Origin of the sequence: Arthrobacter sp. LFS091, assembly GCF_047977885.1 — a bacterium.
Lineage (GTDB): Bacteria > Actinomycetota > Actinomycetes > Actinomycetales > Micrococcaceae > Arthrobacter.
In genome coordinates, this window is the sequence record NZ_JBFPFP010000004.1 from 183,696 (window position 1) to 200,212 (window position 16,517).

Annotated in this window: 12 protein-coding genes; 2 read left to right on the top strand and 10 right to left on the bottom strand. The window is 64.5% G+C overall.

What is annotated here, in order from left to right:
* Nucleotides 1–19: 19 nt before the first annotated feature.
* From ACNQOP_RS09115 to ACNQOP_RS09130, 4 genes are read right to left on the bottom strand one after another with little or no spacing between them, the layout of a single operon-like run.
* Nucleotides 20–874: a class II fructose-bisphosphate aldolase gene (locus ACNQOP_RS09115; protein WP_416404247.1), complete on the bottom strand. Its 855-nt coding sequence runs from the start codon at nucleotides 872–874 to the stop codon at nucleotides 20–22.
* Nucleotides 856–1,824 carry a 1-phosphofructokinase family hexose kinase gene (locus ACNQOP_RS09120; protein ID WP_416404248.1) on the bottom strand — a complete coding sequence of 323 codons (969 nt, stop codon included), beginning with the start codon at nucleotides 1,822–1,824 and terminating at the stop codon, nucleotides 856–858. Before ACNQOP_RS09120 ends, ACNQOP_RS09115 begins: the two co-directional genes overlap by 19 nt.
* Entirely contained in the window at nucleotides 1,821–2,756 is a 936-nt protein-coding gene (locus tag ACNQOP_RS09125; RefSeq protein WP_416404249.1) for an ROK family protein, read from the bottom strand. Before ACNQOP_RS09125 ends, ACNQOP_RS09120 begins: the two co-directional genes overlap by 4 nt.
* 9 nt (nucleotides 2,757–2,765) lie before the next feature.
* On the bottom strand, nucleotides 2,766–3,683 hold the full coding sequence (locus ACNQOP_RS09130; RefSeq protein ID WP_416404251.1) for an SIS domain-containing protein: 918 nt from the start codon (nucleotides 3,681–3,683) through the stop codon (nucleotides 2,766–2,768).
* A 274-nt stretch (nucleotides 3,684–3,957) separates the two neighbouring features.
* Between ACNQOP_RS09130 and ACNQOP_RS09135 the strand changes: the two genes are divergently transcribed.
* Nucleotides 3,958–8,340: an endo-alpha-N-acetylgalactosaminidase family protein gene (locus ACNQOP_RS09135; RefSeq protein ID WP_416404252.1), complete on the top strand. Its 4,383-nt coding sequence runs from the start codon at nucleotides 3,958–3,960 to the stop codon at nucleotides 8,338–8,340.
* Nucleotides 8,341–8,416: 76 nt separating this feature from the next.
* Here the strand turns inward: ACNQOP_RS09135 and hutI are convergent, their stop codons facing one another.
* The 4 genes from hutI to tdh all read right to left on the bottom strand — a co-directional run bounded on the left by hutI (nucleotide 8,417) and on the right by tdh (nucleotide 13,160).
* Nucleotides 8,417–9,649: an imidazolonepropionase gene (gene hutI / locus ACNQOP_RS09140; protein WP_416404254.1), complete on the bottom strand. Its 1,233-nt coding sequence runs from the start codon at nucleotides 9,647–9,649 to the stop codon at nucleotides 8,417–8,419.
* An 11-nt stretch (nucleotides 9,650–9,660) separates the two neighbouring features.
* Complete coding sequence (locus ACNQOP_RS09145) at nucleotides 9,661–10,758, bottom strand: NAD(P)/FAD-dependent oxidoreductase (RefSeq protein WP_416404256.1); 1,098 nt, start codon at nucleotides 10,756–10,758, stop codon at nucleotides 9,661–9,663.
* A 127-nt stretch (nucleotides 10,759–10,885) separates the two neighbouring features.
* Nucleotides 10,886–12,079 carry a glycine C-acetyltransferase gene (locus ACNQOP_RS09150; protein ID WP_416404257.1) on the bottom strand — a complete coding sequence of 398 codons (1,194 nt, stop codon included), beginning with the start codon at nucleotides 12,077–12,079 and terminating at the stop codon, nucleotides 10,886–10,888.
* Nucleotides 12,080–12,113: 34 nt separating this feature from the next.
* Nucleotides 12,114–13,160 carry an L-threonine 3-dehydrogenase gene (tdh, locus tag ACNQOP_RS09155; protein ID WP_416404259.1) on the bottom strand — a complete coding sequence of 349 codons (1,047 nt, stop codon included), beginning with the start codon at nucleotides 13,158–13,160 and terminating at the stop codon, nucleotides 12,114–12,116.
* Nucleotides 13,161–13,269: 109 nt separating this feature from the next.
* On the opposite strand from tdh, the gene ACNQOP_RS09160 reads away from it, so the two are divergent.
* Complete coding sequence (locus tag ACNQOP_RS09160; RefSeq protein WP_416404261.1) at nucleotides 13,270–14,208, top strand: LysR family transcriptional regulator; 939 nt, start codon at nucleotides 13,270–13,272, stop codon at nucleotides 14,206–14,208.
* 1 nt (nucleotide 14,209) lies between these two features.
* Here the strand turns inward: ACNQOP_RS09160 and ACNQOP_RS09165 are convergent, their stop codons facing one another.
* Together ACNQOP_RS09165 and ACNQOP_RS09170 are read right to left on the bottom strand one after the other, a co-directional pair.
* Nucleotides 14,210–15,394, bottom strand: coding sequence for a Gfo/Idh/MocA family protein (locus ACNQOP_RS09165; protein ID WP_416404262.1), 1,185 nt, complete (start codon nucleotides 15,392–15,394; stop codon nucleotides 14,210–14,212).
* Nucleotides 15,395–15,421: 27 nt separating this feature from the next.
* Nucleotides 15,422–16,483: a LacI family DNA-binding transcriptional regulator gene (locus ACNQOP_RS09170; RefSeq protein WP_416404264.1), complete on the bottom strand. Its 1,062-nt coding sequence runs from the start codon at nucleotides 16,481–16,483 to the stop codon at nucleotides 15,422–15,424.
* Between the last annotated feature and the right edge of the window lie 34 nt (nucleotides 16,484–16,517).

Below are 16,517 nucleotides of genomic sequence, written 5' to 3' on the forward strand. Positions count from 1 at the left end.
GCCTTTCGCGGGTTCCTTGCTATTTCGCTTTGGCGAACAGCGTCAGCATACGTGCGGACTCCAGCACCAGGGCATCCCGGCCGGCCTTGATGTACTTCCGGGAATCCACCACTGCAGGGTTGGCATCGAGGTACTCACGGACGGCGCGGGTAAAGAACCCGTTCAAATGTGTGGATACGTTGATTTTAGTCATACCCGCGGCGATAGCAGCTACGAGCACCTCGTCTGTGACGCCGGAGGAGCCATGGAGGACCAATGGCTTGCCTACCGCTGACTTCAACCGGGAGATCAGGTGCAGGTCCAAGGCGGCGCTGCGTTCGGTCATGGCATGGGACGAGCCGACAGCCACTGCCAGGGCATCCACACCAGTAGCTTCAACGAATGCATGGGCTTCGGCAGGGTCGGTCCGGACGCCTGGCGCGTGGGCTCCGTCCTTGCCCCCGACTTTCCCGAGCTCGGCCTCAACGTAGACGCCCTTTGCGTGGGCGTATTTGGCAACGCGCTGGGTAACTTCGACATTCCACTCATACGGAAGGTGCGCGCCGTCGTACATCACCGAACCGAAGCCAAGATCGACCGCGGCGAGCGCGAGGTCCTCGGACTCGGCATGGTCCAGGTGGAGGGCGACGGGAACGGCAGCAGAACGGGCGATTGCAAGGGCCGCTGTCGCGATGGGTTCCAGGCCGCCGTGATACTTCGCGCAGTTTTCGGAAATCTGCAGGATGAGCGGGACCCCCGCCGCCTCCGCGCCGGCGACCAGGCCCTCGGCTGTCTCGATGTGGATGATGTTGAATGCGCCTTGGCCCGTGCTGCTGGCTGCGGCTGAGTCCATCAGCTCCCGTGTGTTGACCAGGGTCACTGGGTCTCCTTCCATGTCACGATCAGTTGGTCTTGAAGTTCCTGGTAGCGCGGCGAAATTTCGCCCGCTGCGGGCATGAGAACCGCCGCGGCGGACCAGGCTGTGGCCCGGCGAAGGATTTCGCGTGGTTCAGCGACGCCTTCGGCGAGTGCGACGGCGGCCGCCGCCACACCGGCGTCGCCCGCCCCTGTGGGGTTGCCGCTGAGCGCCTCAGGCAAGCGGGCGCTCCAGTAGCCGCCCGGGGCCGCATGGTCGAAGGCGAGCATGCCGTCCGCGCCGGCGCTGACCAGCACCGTGCGGGCACCCATGGCAATCAGCGACAAGGCAGCCGCTTCAAGGCTGGACTCGCCGGTCGCCTCGGCAAGTTCGTGGTGATTCGGCTTCAGGATGTCGGCACCGGCTTTGGCGGCAGCGATGATCCCGGGACCGGAGGTGTCGATGATGGCCGGTATACCGGCGTCGTGGGCCAACCGCACCAACTCCGGGTAGAAATCAGCAGGCGCGCCCGGCGGCAGGCTGCCCGAGCCGACCAGCACCGAGGCGGGAAGGTTTCGGTTGCCACTCACGGCTTCCACCACCGCAATCCGGAGCGAGCGCCAATCGTCGGGCAGCAGCGCTTGGCCCTCCTCATTGAAGATCGAGGTTTCCCCGGCGACGGTGTCCACCAGTGCGATGCTTCGCCGCGTCTCGGCGGCAACTCCCACAAGGGTGTGCGGAACCCCGCTGGTCCAGAGTTCAGCGGCGAGGGTTTGCCCCGCCGCGCCACCGGTCGGGGCGATCGCGAGGACCGGATATCCGAGCTGGTGGGTCACGCGGGCCACGTTGATGCCTTTGCCTCCTGCCCTGCTCAAGGGGGTCGGGACGCGATGGCTGGCCCCCTCGGTGATGCCCTGCACGGTGTAGGTCATGTCGATGGCCGGGTTGGGCGTGACGGCTATGATGCGGTTCACGGTGGCGCGGTTCACTGTTTGCCTCCCAAGAGAGCCCTGGCGTTCAAGGCCGCACCCAACAGGCCGGCGTCCTGTCCCAATTGGGCTCGGATCAGTTGTGGACGTCGCTGGAAATCGAGGATGTGGTCCACACGGGCGCGGAGGGGCTCCAGCAGCTCCTCGCCCGCTTCGGCGAGCCCACCGCCGATCACGACGGCCTCGGTTCCGATGATGTTGACGCATTGGCAGATGGTGAAGGCAAGGGCGTCCACGGCGTCGGCCCAGATACGGGCCGCCAGCTGGTCGCCGTCGTTTGCGCGGAGCAGCACACCGCGTGCTCCGTTCACCCTGTTTCCCGAGGCGCGGTGGTAGCGCTTGGCGATGGCTCCGGCCGAGCCGACGGCTTCGAGGATCGTAGAACCCGCGGTCCCGGGGGAAGCATCAGGGTCCGGGACCTGGGCGTGGCCCAGCTCCCCTGCGAACCCGCCCGCTGTCACCGGCTTGCCGCCAGAGAAGACAGCGGCGGCGATGCCGGTTCCCACCACCATCACCACAACGTCGTTGAACTCCCTGGACCCACCCAGGCTGTGTTCCACGGCAGCGGCGGATCGGACATCGTGATCGAAAGCGACGGGGATGCCCAGCCGCTTCTCGGCTTCGGCAGTGAAGGGGAAGTCGCGCCAGCCAAGGTTGGCGGAGTAGACACCAACACCGGCCGCCGAGTCGACAATGCCTGGAACAATGATTCCGGCTGCCCGGGCGGGTGATCCCGGGAACTCGGCAGCCAACTCGGCAGCAAGCTCAGCGAGCCGGTCCAGCACCGCCTCGCCCGGTCGGGAGGAGTCCAGCGGCGTCGGGACCCGGCGCATCCCAAGGACTTCACCCCGTGCATCCACCAAACCAGCTTTGATGTCGGTCCCGCCAACGTCGAAGGACAAGACGGGTGATTCCGCGGCTCCGAGAACCATGCCGGGTACCTAGGCTGAGGCGTCGAGAATGACGGAGCGTGTCAGGTTCCTGGGCAGATCCGGATTGAGTCCGCGGACGCGTGCGCGTTCCAGGGTGACTTTGTGCACGCGGGCCAATTCGGCCAGGGGGTGCTTGTCCGTGTGGACGTACAGGGCTCCGGTTACTGCCATGTCGTGGTCAAGGCCTTCGGGCTGGGCACCGAACAACCAGGTGACACGACCGGGGGCAGCGATGGAGATGGGGCCGTGGCGGTACTCCATGGCGGGGTACGACTCAGTCCATCCCTGGACTGCCTCGCGCATTTTCAAACCGGCCTCGTGGGCCAGGCCGACTGTCCAGCCAGTGCCAAGGAAGGTGAACTGCTCCGCGTCCAACAGTTCCTGGGAGACAGGAGCGCTGACGGCGTCACGGGCGTCCTCGATGGCCTGCTGCACGTCGATCCCGAGGCTGCTGAGCAGGTAGACCAAAGCCGTGGTGGCGAACCGGGTCTGGACCACGGAACGCTCATCGGCGTACTGCAGGCCAATCACAGTGTCTGCCAAGTCAATGATCGGAGACGTCCTGTCACCAATGATCGCGACGGTGGGAACGATCCCCTTCAAATCGGCCAGGATCTCAAGTACCTCAGTGGTGGTGCCGGAGCGCGTAATGGCCACAACGGCGTCGTACTGGCGATCGGCGCTGTTGTGGTTCAGGAAAGCCTCGGAGGCAGCGAACGCATCGGTCACACCCTTGCCGGCAGATTCGCGGGCAGCCGCGTAGCTCTGGGCCATGAACCAGGATGTTCCACAGCCGATGACGGCGATGCGCTGGCCGTCGGCGGGGAGCAGTTGCTCCGATCCCGCCTGTTCAACGGCCCGCTGCCAAACGTCGGGCTGGGAAACCAGCTCTTCCTCCATGAAGGCGCCCAGTGTGTTCTCGCTCATCGTGTTCCCGTTCCCGCTCAAGTTAATGACGTTTTCTGATCTATAGAAACACTAAACGATCATTTTCGATCTCACAAGGATCATCCGCGGGAGAAGACTGCTCATGAACCGCGCATTGGTGCGACGCGTGCCGGTCAAGGGAAATCATGTGTCTTCGTGTGCATTTTAGTTAACTGCTTGTTAACTCTTGTCAACTTCTGTCCGATGCAGCAGTCTTGGTTGAGTCCGCAAGAACATGACTGTTAACAGCTTGGAAAAATCAAGAAGGAGCATCATGCCCCGCTTGTCATCCCCCGGACGGCTCGCCTCGCTCAGCATGGCGTGCGTCGTCGCCTCATCATCGCTGGGCCTCATGGCCCTCCCACCCGCAGCGGCCTCCGCCGCCACCCAACCCTCCGAAACCATCAGCGCGTCCGACACGACCACCATCACCTCCGGACAACTCCGGGTGGACGTGGCCACCACCTTTCCGCAAGTCCTTGGCTACACCGACACAGCCACCAAGGCCCGACTGGACGGAACCACCGCACGGCTTGCCACCATCACCATCAACGGCACGGAGTACAGCGTCAGCGGCACATCGACAGCCTCGGGCAAAGATGCAAGGGATTACGTCCTCACCGTGCCCGGGTTCGGCAATACCGTGATCAAAGCCCGGCTGTCCGTGAAGAAGAACGTGGTCTCGTTCAACGTCACGGAGATCAAGGACACGGCGGAGCACCAAGTAAAAACACTGCAACTCCCCCGGCTGAACCTGGTGACCGTCAGCTCCACGCAGCCAGGCGCCCAGGTGTCCACGGCAAACCTCTCCGTGGACCGGAGCGTCACCGGCGATGAGTTCACACCCATCACCGCCTCGACCCCTCTTGATGCTGCGGCCAAGAGCTCCGCATATGCGCTGGCCAACACCGCATCCTTGGGCGCCGCCGTTGAATCCAACGCCCTCTACGACACATCGTCCGGGCCGGGCGCCAAAGACCGCGGACGCTTTTGGCGCCAGGCAGTGAGCGACGGCGCCGGCGGGGTTTCCATGGGCTTGGCGAGTGGCCAATGGCTCTACCGGGCCGAAGGCTCCGACAGTACCGAGGAACTCCCGTGGACCCGGGTGGCGATCACAGCCGACGCCAACGCGGACGGTGGCGTGGACTGGCAGGACGCGGCCATCGCCATGAGATCCATCCAAGTCAGTCCCAACAAAGGCGACCAGACGCCGGACAACGTGATCACCCACATCCCCTTCAACTTCGCCTCCCAGGCAACCCACCCGTTCCTCCGCACCCTTGACGACGTCAAACGCATCTCCCTGGCTACAGACGGGCTGGGGCAGGTGGCGATGCTCAAGGGCTACACCAGCGAGGGCCACGACTCGGCCAACACGGACTACGGCAACAACTTCAACACCCGGGCCGGTGGGCTCGAGGGCCTCAACAAGCTGGTCAAGGAAGGCAAGGACTGGAACGCCAGCTTCGGTGTCCACATCAATGCCACGGAAATCTACCCCGAAGCCAAATCCTTCAGCGAAGACCTCCTGAGGGCGGACAAGGGCCTCGGCTGGAACTGGCTGGACCAGTCCTACTACATCAACCAGCGCCAGGACATCAACTCCGGCAAGCTCGCCCAACGCATCAAAGAACTGCGCGACGCCACCGACAAAAACCTGGACTTCGTCTACGTGGACGTCTACTACGAGTTCGGTTGGCTCGCCGAACGGCTGCAGCAGGAACTCGTCAAGAATGGCTTCAGGGTGGGGTCCGAATGGGCGGACCACCTGTCCAGGAACAACACCTGGTCGCACTGGGCCAACGACGAGAAATACGGCGGCTCCACCAACAAGGGCATCAATTCCCAAATCCTGCGCTTCATCAACAACACCCAATCAGACGTGTGGAACCCGGACCCGAAGCTCGGTGTGAGCCACATTGTGGAGTTCGAAGGGTGGACCGGGCAGAACGACTTCAATGCGTTCAGCGAGAACGTGTGGACGGCCAACCTGCCGGCCAAATTCCTGCAGCATCACCAGATCACCAAGTGGACGCCCGACCGCATCGATCTTGCCGATGGCGTGGCCGTGACTGGAAACACCGCTGCCGAGCGCACCATCACCGTTGGCGGCGCATCGGTCCTCCAGGGTGGAACGTACCTTCTGCCGTGGGCTTCCAAGGAGGACGGCAAGGCAGACAAGCTTTACCACTACAACCCCGCAGGCGGAGCCAGCACGTGGACCCTGACCAAGGAGTTCGCCAAGTCCCGCACGCTTGAGCTGTTCAAACTGACCGACAACGGCCGCGTCAAGGTTGCCGATGTCCCGGTGGTCAACGGCCAGGTCAGCGTCACGGCCGATGCCAAGCAGCCCTACGTCCTCACCGCCAAGGACAACGCACTTCCCAAGAAGGCGGACTTTGGTGAAGGCACATCCTTCAACGACCCCGGTTTCAACGGCGCAGACCTCTCCCCGTGGAATCCCACCGGCACCGTCACGCAGGTCCGCGACGACAAGGGCCGCCGCTACGCCGCATTGGGGGCAACGCCGTCGTCGATCAGCCAGGAAGTGAAGCTGGACGCCGGAACCCAGTCCGTGAGCGCCTGGGTGGAAATTGAACCCGGCAAAACCCGCCCCACGACGCTCTCAGTCACTGTTGGAGGGACAACGGAAAAGACCACCATCGATTCCTCCAACGCCGAGAACTTCGTGGCCGGCGACGAGAAACACGGGACCTCGTTCCAGCGCATCCGCGTGCTGGTGGACGTTCCACACAACAACACCAAAGCCACAGTCGCCGTCACAGCCGCCGACGGCGATGGCACAGTGCGCGTCGACGACTTCCGGGCGGTGAAAACCACCCGGGTGGCCACAGCAGGGGTGCTCAGCGAGGACTTCGAAAACGTGGACCAAGGCTGGGGACCGTTCGTCAAGGGAGACGCCGGCGGCTCCACGGACCCGCGAACTCACATCACCGAGCGCCACGAACCCTTCACCCAAAAGGGCTGGAACACCAACGTGATCGACGAAGTACTGGGCGGAAACTGGTCACTGATCGCCCATGACGAAAACCTTGGCCCGGACGGTGGACCGGGCCTGGTGTACCGCACCACCGAGGCAACCATGCCGTTCCAGGCCGGCCACAAGTACAAGGTGTCGTTCGATTACCAGAACTCCAAGGCCGGGCAATACGCCTGGGTCGCAGGCTACGACTCGCAAGCCGGCCCGGCAGTGACGGGCAGCCAGGCGATCGGCGCCGCCACCTCCACCACCCGGTTCGAGCAGACCCTGGACACCGGCTTCTGCGGGGACTACTTCGTCGGTTTGCAGCGAACGGGCAGCTCCAACGGTTCGGACTTCACCCTGGACAACCTCCTGGTGGAAGACCTCGGAGCCTCCGAATCGGTCCCGGCCTGCGCGCAACTCTCAGCGGCCCTTCAAGGCGACGTGATCCAGCAGGGCAAGGCCCAGGACTTCGTCACCACCTTCACCTCGGATGAACCGGCCCCCATTAACGGGCTGGATATCTCCCTTGCGCTGCCCGACGGGTGGACGGCAACCCCGGCCACTCCCGCCACGGCTGCAACCCTGCCCGCCGGAGGTACGTTGACCACCACGTGGAAGATCACCGCACCGGCTTCGGCGGACGGCGACTACCCCATCACCGCGAGCGCCAAGTATTCAACCACCACAGAGCCAGCAGGGACCCGGGCCCTCAGAACCACCACCACGGTGCGGACTTTACCTAAACCTCCCCACGCCACGGTGTACGCCAGCGACCATCCTTGGGTCAGCGCCACCAACGGTTGGGGACCCGTGGAGAAGGACCAGTCCAACGGCGGGACCGGGGCCGGCGACGGGACGCCGCTCACCCTGAACGGCGCCGTTTATGCCAAGGGCCTGGGTGCCCACGCCAACGGTAATATCCGGTACTACCTTGGCGGCTACTGCACTGCCTTCACCGCGACCGTGGGCATCGATGATGCGCAAGCGACGCGGGGCAGCGTGAAGTTCTCCGTGGTGGCTGACGGCACCACCAAGGTCACTACCCCGGTGCTGGGAGCCACAAGTGCTCCCCTGCCGCTCACCGTGGACATCACCGGCGCCCAGTACGTGGAACTGGTGGCCAACGACGCCGGCGATTCCAATGGCAACGACCACGCGGACTGGGCAGATGCAAAGTTCACGTGTTCCTCCACCGCGCAGGAGCCCCCGGCACCCGTGTTGTCGGGCACCGTGTTCGCCTCCGACCTGCCTTGGACCGGCAGCACCAACGGTTGGGGACCTGCGGAACGGGACCGGGCGAATGGTGAGCAGAACGCCGGCGACGGGCCAGCGCTGCGGCTCGACGGCGTCGTGTACTCCAAGGGAATCGGCGTCCATGCCGACTCGAAGATCAGCATCGCCACGGAAGCCAAGTGCAACGCTTTCACCGCCGTGGTGGGAGTCGACGACACCAAGCTGAACAAGGGCCTGCACGGATCAGTGGTGTTCATCGTGAAGGGCGACGGGCGGGAGCTTCTGCGCACCCCCGTCCTCAGCGCCGACTCGGCAGCACTGCCCCTGAACGTGGACATCACAGGTGTTCGCACTATCGAGTTGATCGCCGACAAGAACGGCGACGACGCAGGCGATGACTGGGGCGACTGGGCCGACGCCAAGTTCAGCTGCGCATAGGCCCAACGCGGGGTCACTTATAGCCCATCCGGACCTTCGGAAGGGGCCGTAAGTGACCCCGCGTTTCTTTTAAGAATCAGACGGCGCGTATGCCCGCCCGCCACACCGAGTGCGTCAGCGGGATACCGGGGCGATAGGCCAGGTGCGTGGCCGACGGCGCCTTGAGCATGTGCAGGTCAGCGCGATGGCCGACGGCGAGCGAACCCACCGCCCGTTCGCCGTCGGCGTCGTTCCCTGACTCCCTGCCCAGCGCCAAGGCGCCGCCATACGTTGCCGCGCGGACGGCTTCATGGACGCTCAGGTGCATCTGGAGCACGGCCGTGGTGACGCAGAACGCCATGGAACTGGTGTAGGAGGTGCCGGGATTGCAGTTGGCCGCCAGCGCGATCTGCACGCCGGCATCGATCAGCCCGCGGCCGGGTGCCAGTGGTTGGCGGGTGGACAGGTCGCAGGCGGGGAGGCAGGTTGCCACCGTCCCCTTCGTCCCCTGTCCCGTCGCCGGATCCCAGCCGGCCCATGTTTCCGCGAGCGCCCTCACGTCCTTGTCGGAAAGGTAGTTGACGTGGTCGACGCTCGCAGCCGCGAACTCGACGGCCAAGGCAACGCCGGGACCCTCGCCGAGCTGGTTGCCGTGAACTCGGAGCCCCAGGCCGGCATCTCGGGCGGCAGTCAGGACACGGCGGGACTGGTCCTCGGTGAAGGCACCCCGCTCACAGAAAACATCGGCCCACCGGACATACGGCAGGACGGCGTCGAGCATCGGACCGCAGACCAGGTCCGTGTACTCCTCTGGGTCGGAGCCTTTCGGGACCAAGTGCGCGCCGAGATAGGTGACTTCATCCACTTCCGCTGCGGCGATGCGGGCGCTCCGGGCCTCGTTCTCCACGTCCAGCCCGTAACCGGTCTTACTTTCCAGGTAAGTGGTGCCTTGGGAGACTGCCTCGGCCACGCGGTCCCGCACAAGACGGGTCAGTTCGTCGTCGCTGGCTGATCGGGTGGCGCCGGTGGTGACGGCAATTCCGCCCGCGCTGTAGCTTTCGCCGGCCATGCGGGCCTCGAACTCGGCAGTGCGGTCACCTGCGAAGACCAGGTGCGAGTGCGAATCCACCCAGCCGGGCAGGACGGCGCGACCCTCGGCGTCGATCATTTCGTCGGCCGACGGGGCATCCGCGCTGGACCCCAGCCACGCGATGCGCTCCCCCTCGATGACGATCGCCGCATCCTTGAGGACCCGGTGCTCCAAGTCCTGGGTCATCAGCTCGCCGATGTTGGTGATGAGTGTGCTGCCGCTGTTCGTGTTTCCGCTCATGACCCTATTGTTCAGCGCCGGATGGACCAGCGTACTGCCGCGAGTTGCTCCGCTGTCCGGGATTCCGGACTGTCGGCTTCAACGTCCCCCAGGATGAGTGCTGCGGCCAGCTCCGCTATGGCGGACGATGTCTGGAAACCGTAGCCGCCCTGTCCGGCGAGCCAGAAGAAGCCAGGCGCTTCGGCGTCGAATCCCACCACCGGGATTCCGTCCGCGGCTTCGGTCCTCAGCCCCGTCCAGGCGCGGTCCACGGACCGGATTCCCAACGACGTCACGGCGTTGAGCCTGGTGATCAAAGCCTCCACGTCACCAGGGTACGGCTTGGCATCTTCGGCACCGCTCGGCACCGTTTCCGACGGCGAAATCAGGACCTGCCGGCCCTCGGCCCGGAAATAGAAGGAATCGTCTGCGGCGCAAACCATGGGCGTTTCCGGCGTCAGCGGGTGGTCGACGTTGACGATCGCCGCCGTCCGGCGGTACGGCTGAAGCCCCAGCTTCTCCACACCGCTGATGACGGCCAACTCGTCCGCCCAGGCACCGGCCGCATTAACCACGACGCCGGACTGGAACCCTTCGGTTCCTGCCCCCACCTGCCAGCCACTGCCCAGCCGCTGTGCCGAATGCACCCTGGCCCCGGTGATGATGTCCACTCCGGCAGCTTCGGCCGTACGGCGGTGTTCCTCGAGAAGGAGCGGGGCGTTGCAGCCGAACGACCCATTATCCAGGCCCGCGGCCGTGAAGGAATCAGGGTTAAGCACCGGGCACAGCTGCATGGCCTGATCGTGGGAAATAGGGTGCATGTTGCCGCTGGCTTCGGCCCGGACGGTCTCCTCGTCACCCACCAGCATGAAGCCTCGCGGCGTGAGGATCGGTTCGGCTGCCTGCGCGTCCCTCTCAGCCAGCATCTCCAGTGTCCGGACGGTCAGGTCCCGCACCACCGCCGGACCGTAGCTGGGGATGAGTTGCCTTGCGGAACGCGAGGACGTGTGGAAAGCCAAGGTCTGTTCGGCCTCAACCAATGCAACCGTGCATTTGCCTGCCAGTGCCGCGGCCAGGGAAAGCCCCCCGATGCCGCCGCCAACGATTACCACGTCATAATTCGAAGCCATGGCTCCATCCTGTCAGAACAGATCCTCTCTCACATCCCACCCACAAAACCCAAACCCTCATGCACTTTCCTGAAGGACGTGAGAGAGCGTTGGGCCCAAACGGGCGGGACGTGAGAGAGCGTCGGGCTTAGGCGACCGCGGCGCGACTCTTGACGAACGCCTGGACGCACGCTTCGACGTCGTCCGCGCTGTGGGCAGCCGAAAGCTGAACGCGGATCCGGGCGGCGCCCCTGGGCACGACGGGGAAGCTGAAAGCGGTGACGAAAACGCCGTTCTGGAGCATCTGGTCCGCCACCCGTGCCGCCATGACGGCGTCGCCGAACATGACCGGGATGATGGCGTGTTCGCCGTCGAGCAGTTCGAAGCCTTCCTCGCTCATGCGGCGGCGGAACAGGGCAGCGTTCTCGAAGAGACGGGTGCGCAGTTCGCCGGATTCCTGGACCAGTTCGATCGCCTTGATGGTCGCGGCAACAATGGCCGGGGCAAGGGAGTTGGAGAACAGGTACGGGCGTGCCTTCTGGCGGAGCATGGCAACGATCTCACCGCGGCCGGAAACGTAGCCGCCGGAGGCGCCGCCGAGGGCTTTGCCGAAGGTACCCGTGTAAATGTCCACCCTTTCTGAAACGCCGGCGTGCTCGGGGGTGCCGGCACCGGTGGGTCCCATGAAGCCAACGGCGTGCGAGTCGTCCACCATGACCAGGGCGTCGTGCTTTTCGGCGAGGTCGCAGATGGCTTCGAGGGGTGCCAGGTAGCCGTCCATGGAGAAGACGCCGTCGGTGACGATGATCTTGCGTCGTGAACCGGAGGCCTCAACGAGCTTCGCTTCAAGGTCAGCCATGTCCTGGTTGGCGTAGCGGAAGCGCTTGGCCTTGCTCAGGCGGATGCCGTCAATGATGGAGGCATGGTTCAGGGAGTCGGAGATGATGGCGTCTTCCGGACCGAACAGCGACTCAAAAACACCCCCGTTGGCGTCGAAGCAGCTGGAGAACAGGATGGTGTCCTCGGTGCCCAGGAACGCCGAAACGCGGGCCTCCAGTTCCAGGTGGAGGTCCTGGGTACCGCAAATGAAACGTACGGAAGCCATGCCGAAGCCGCGCTCGTCCATGGCGGACTTGGCCGCGGCGATGATGTCCGGGTGGTCGGCCAGGCCCAGGTAGTTGTTCGCGCAGAAGTTCAGGACCTTGTTGGCGGGCTGGCCGAGTTGGCCGGCAGCGATGTGGCTGGCCTGCGGGGAGTCGATGTGGCGCTCGGTCTTGAAGAGTCCGGCGCTGCGGATCTCGTCGAGTTCGCCCTGCAGTTGGTCTTTGATGGCTGAGTACATGGGTGCTCCTAAGGGTGAGGGGAATTCGGTCCGGTTAGAGTTCGGTCCAGTCGAGGACCACTTTTCCGCCGGTACCGTTGCGGGCGATGTCGAAGCCCTTTTCCCAGTCGGATGCGGAGAGCTTGTCGGTGACCACTGCGGAGATACTGCGGTGGAGCACCGGGTTGGAGGAGAGCATGGCACTCATGGCGTACCAGGTCTCGAACATTTCACGGCCATAGATGCCCTTCAGGGTGAGCATGTGGGTGACAACCTTGCCCCAGTCGATGTCGATGGACTGGCTGGGCAGGCCCAGCATGGCGATGCGTCCGCCGTGGTTCATGTTGTCGATCATCTCAGGCAGTGCCGTGGGGTGTCCGGACATTTCCAGTCCAATGTCGAACCCTTCACGCATGCCCAGTTGCTGCTGCGCGTCGCGGACACGCATCTTGGACACGTCAACCGCGAGGTCCACGCCCATCTGCCGGGCGAGTTCCAGGCGGGGCGCGGAAACGTCGGTGATGGCAATCTTGCGGGCGCCGGCGTGGCGGGCGACGGCGATGGCCATCAGTCCGATGGGTCCGGCACCGGTAATGAGCACATCTTCGCCGACCAGCGGGAAGCTCAATGCGGTGTGCACGGCGTTGCCGAAGGGGTCGAAGATGGCGCCGAGTTCCTGGGTAACCGATTCGTCGTGGTGGACCCAAACGTTGGTTTCCGGGATCACAACGTACTCTGCAAACGCGCCATCGCGCTGCACGCCGACGGAGACGGTGTGGATACACATCTGGCGGCGTCCGGCACGGCAGTTGCGGCAAATTCCGCAGACCACGTGGCCTTCACCGGAGACCCGGTCCCCTACCTTGACGTCGCGGACGTCCTCGCCGATTTCCACCACTTCACCGTAGAACTCGTGGCCCGCGATGAGGGGTGCCTCGATGATCCCCTGCGCCCAGGCGTCCCAGCTTTGGATGTGGAGGTCGGTGCCGCAGATGCCGGTGGTCATGACCCGGATCTTGACGTCGCCGGGGCCGGCTTCGGGCTCGGGACGGTCGACGAGTTCAAACCCAGCGTGGGGTCCGGATTTGTAGAGAGCCTTCATGGGATTCCTCACTGGCTTAGGGCTGCTTCGCTGCTGCTGAGTCCATTGAAGCTCCGCCAACGATTTAGCACAACTAGATTCTTCTCAATCAACGATTTAGGATTTGCTAATGGAAATTCATCAGCTGCAGATGCTTCGCGAACTTGGGGACCTCGGCAGCGTGAAGGCCGTGGCGGAGACCCTCATGGTCACCCCGTCCGCCGTATCCCAACAGCTCGCGCTCCTGCAGAGGTCGGTGGATGTGCCCTTAACCCGCAAGGAGGGCAGGGCTTTGGTACTGACCGACGCCGGCCGCGTCCTCGCGGAAGCGGGTGCCGCCGTCGTCAACGCCATGGCAGATGCGCGGGCCGCGATCGGCGCCTACCACGACGCTCCGGACGCGCCTGTCAGCGTGAGCGCCTTCCACAGTGCCGGGCAAGCATTGTTCGCGCCCTTGGCCGCACTGCTGGCAGCAGAAAAAGCGTCCGACGGCGGGATGTCACCACGACTGCGGCTGTCCGACGAAGACGTGGCCCAGGAGGATTTCCCCGGGTTGGCCGCGCGGTACGACCTGGTCCTGGCGCACCGGATGGACAACAGCCCGCAATGGCCCGAAGACAAGGTCGCGGTGATTCCGCTGGCGGATGAGCCGTTGGACATCGCGCTCCCCGCGCATCACCCTTTGGCGGACCGGACCGAGTTGGAGCCCTCCGACGTCGTCGATGAAACCTGGGTGACCAGCCGCGATGGCTACTCCCCCGCGGATGTCTTGGCCGCCGTCGTGGCCGTGAGCGGGCGCCCCGCGGAGGTGCTGCACCGCATCAACGACTATTCCACCGTTGCAGCGCTGGTCTCGGCCGGTGGTGCAATCGGACTGCTGCCCAGGTTCACGGCCCGACGCGTGCTGGACGCAGGCGTGGTGCTGCGCCCGCTGGCCGGAGTGAATTCCGTCCGCAAAATCGACATCCTCGCCCGGCCTGAGGCTCTCAAAAGAAAATCGGTCATGACGGTTTGCGAGTCACTTCAAACCGTCATGACCGAGCTCATCGAACTGTCCGGCCCCCATTAGCTCAGTCGCGGACCAGGGCCGGCTGGCCGGCGTCGAAATATTCCACCAGCTCGGCCGGGAGTTCCGGCACTTCCTGTGCGGAGCCATCGCCACGCAGGGACTCGGCTGCCAGGATGCCCGCCACCACGGCTTGCCGCGCGGCGATCGGGCTGGTCTGTGTTTGGCCGCCATCTGAGGCAAACCGCAGGAATTCATCGATGAGGCGCGGATCCGCACCGCCGTGGCCGCCTTCGCCGTCCTGAATGGTGATGACTTCATCCGGCGCGGCATAGCCGGACGACCGGCTGGTCCACACGTTGATGGTCTCCCCCGGCCCGTCACCGAGGTTCTCGATCCGGCCCTTGGTGCCGATCACGGTGTAGTTCCGCCAGTAGTCGGGCGTGAAGTGGCACTGCTGATAGGAGGCCAGGACGCCGTTGTCCAGCACCATGTTCATCATGGAAATGTCCTCGACGTCGATCACCTCCGCCAGGTCCTTCTGCTCCGTGGGCGGCCAGTTGTCCATGGAGAACCAGTCGCCCATGCGCTTTCCGGCGTTATCCCTTCGATTCGGCACGTCGCCGTAGACTGCGAGATCGCCGACGGCGGCAACCCGCTTGGTGTACCCGCCGGCCAGCCAGTGGATCACGTCAATGTCGTGGGCACCTTTTTGGAGCAACAGCGACGTGACGTTGGCCCGCTGCGCGTGCCAGTCCTTGAAGTAGTAGTCACCGCCGTGGCCCACGAAGTGCCGGCACCACACCGCCTTAACGTCACCGATCCTGCCGTCCTCGATGAGCTGGCGCATCTGGACCACCACCGGCATGTGGCGCATGTTGTGGCCGACGTAGAGCCGGGTACCGGTTTGGTAAGCAGTCTTCAGGATCAGGTCCGCGGCCTCCACGGTAATGTCCAGCGGCTTCTCGCAGAAGGTGGGGATGCCCGCCTTGAGCGTTCGGACGGCGACGGCGGCGTGCTGGTTATCGGGGGTCAGGACCAGTACGGCGTCCAGTCCGCTGGCCAGCAGCTCCTCAAGATCATCCGTGATCCGCGCGGTGGGGATGCGTTCAGCAGCGTCTGCGCGGCCGCGTTCGCTGAGGTCGCAAACGATGGTGACTTCAGAGCCTTCGCCCGGCTTGTGGGCATGCTTCCAAAGCCCCGACCGCAGGCCAAAACCTACGATGCCGACCTTCAAATCCTTTTCCATGGTGTGAAATTTCCTTCTGCTGATTCATTAGTAAAGTCTGGTTGCGGCGCTGCGATGCGGCGCCGATTCGCGCACGAACAAGTGCCAGGGGAAGTCCAGGACACCCGGCTCCGTTGAGGCACCTCCGGCAGAGTCTCCGGTCTGGCCGGTGGCACGTCGCAGGAGCAGCCGGGCCAGCTTGTCGAAAAAGTCCACTGGGCCAACAGTGCTCAGCGACGGCGACATCCGTTCACCTTCCACCGTGTTGCCGACGCCGATGATGTCTACATCGGTGCCCACGGCCAGCCCCAGGCGTTGGGCGGCGTTGATGGCGCTGACTGCGGCGAAATCCGTGGTGGCGTAGATAGCAGTAGGCCGGTCCGGCATGCTGAGTACCCGCGTTGCCGCAGCGTAGGCCCCGGCGCTGGTGCCATCGAACAAGCCCACGTAGTCTTCCCGTTCCGCAATTCCGGCCGCCGCGAGCGCTTCGGAGTAGGCCCTGTAGCGTGCCCCACCGGAGGTTCCCTGGGCCGTAGCCGGAGTCAGGCAAGCGATCTTCCGATGGCCGTGGAGCAGGTGCTCCACGGCCATGCGGCAGCCAGGCCCGGCAATGGATCGGATAACGTCGAACCCTTCCGCGTCCAACCCTTCGTCGAAGACCACCAGGGTGGTTCCGTGCTCGGCGAGCTTACGAAGTTCATCCCGCTGGCCCTTGCTGACAGCGTCCACGAACACGGCGTCGGCGTTATGCGTGCCCAGGACCTTCACCCAGTCCGCATCTCCGAGGATCATCGGTGTGATGCCCAGCGGGGCGGCCGCCTTCTGGACGGCCTCAATGACGGACAGGGACCAGGGATCGGACAGCATGGTCAGCGACAGGATCACGGTGTTGGTACGGCCGGTCCGGATGGCACGGGCTGCCTGATTGGGGCGGTAGCCGAGCCGCTCCGCAGCGGCCTTGACCTTTTCCGCCGTCGGGTCCGAAACACCTGGTCCGCCATCACCGCGGCGACCCGAGAGGACATAGGAAACCGTGGCCGTGGAGACGCCCGCCAATTCGGCCACCATACGGATGGTGGGTCGGACTCCGGTGCTGCTTGTTTTTGCCATGGTTCCCCCTGCTGGTACGTGCTTGGTTTCTTCG

Coding starts and splice junctions, on each gene's coding strand:
- ACNQOP_RS09115 (WP_416404247.1), bottom strand. CDS start 874: ATGGAAGGAGACCCAGTGACCCTGGTCAACACACGGGAGCTGATGGAC.
- ACNQOP_RS09125 (WP_416404249.1), bottom strand. CDS start 2,756: ATGGTTCTCGGAGCCGCGGAATCACCCGTCTTGTCCTTCGACGTTGGC.
- ACNQOP_RS09130 (WP_416404251.1), bottom strand. CDS start 3,683: ATGAGCGAGAACACACTGGGCGCCTTCATGGAGGAAGAGCTGGTTTCC.
- ACNQOP_RS09135 (WP_416404252.1), top strand. CDS start 3,958: ATGCCCCGCTTGTCATCCCCCGGACGGCTCGCCTCGCTCAGCATGGCG.
- hutI (WP_416404254.1), bottom strand. CDS start 9,649: ATGAGCGGAAACACGAACAGCGGCAGCACACTCATCACCAACATCGGC.
- ACNQOP_RS09145 (WP_416404256.1), bottom strand. CDS start 10,758: ATGGCTTCGAATTATGACGTGGTAATCGTTGGCGGCGGCATCGGGGGG.
- ACNQOP_RS09150 (WP_416404257.1), bottom strand. CDS start 12,079: ATGTACTCAGCCATCAAAGACCAACTGCAGGGCGAACTCGACGAGATC.
- tdh (WP_416404259.1), bottom strand. CDS start 13,160: ATGAAGGCTCTCTACAAATCCGGACCCCACGCTGGGTTTGAACTCGTC.
- ACNQOP_RS09160 (WP_416404261.1), top strand. CDS start 13,270: ATGGAAATTCATCAGCTGCAGATGCTTCGCGAACTTGGGGACCTCGGC.
- ACNQOP_RS09165 (WP_416404262.1), bottom strand. CDS start 15,394: ATGGAAAAGGATTTGAAGGTCGGCATCGTAGGTTTTGGCCTGCGGTCG.
- ACNQOP_RS09170 (WP_416404264.1), bottom strand. CDS start 16,483: ATGGCAAAAACAAGCAGCACCGGAGTCCGACCCACCATCCGTATGGTG.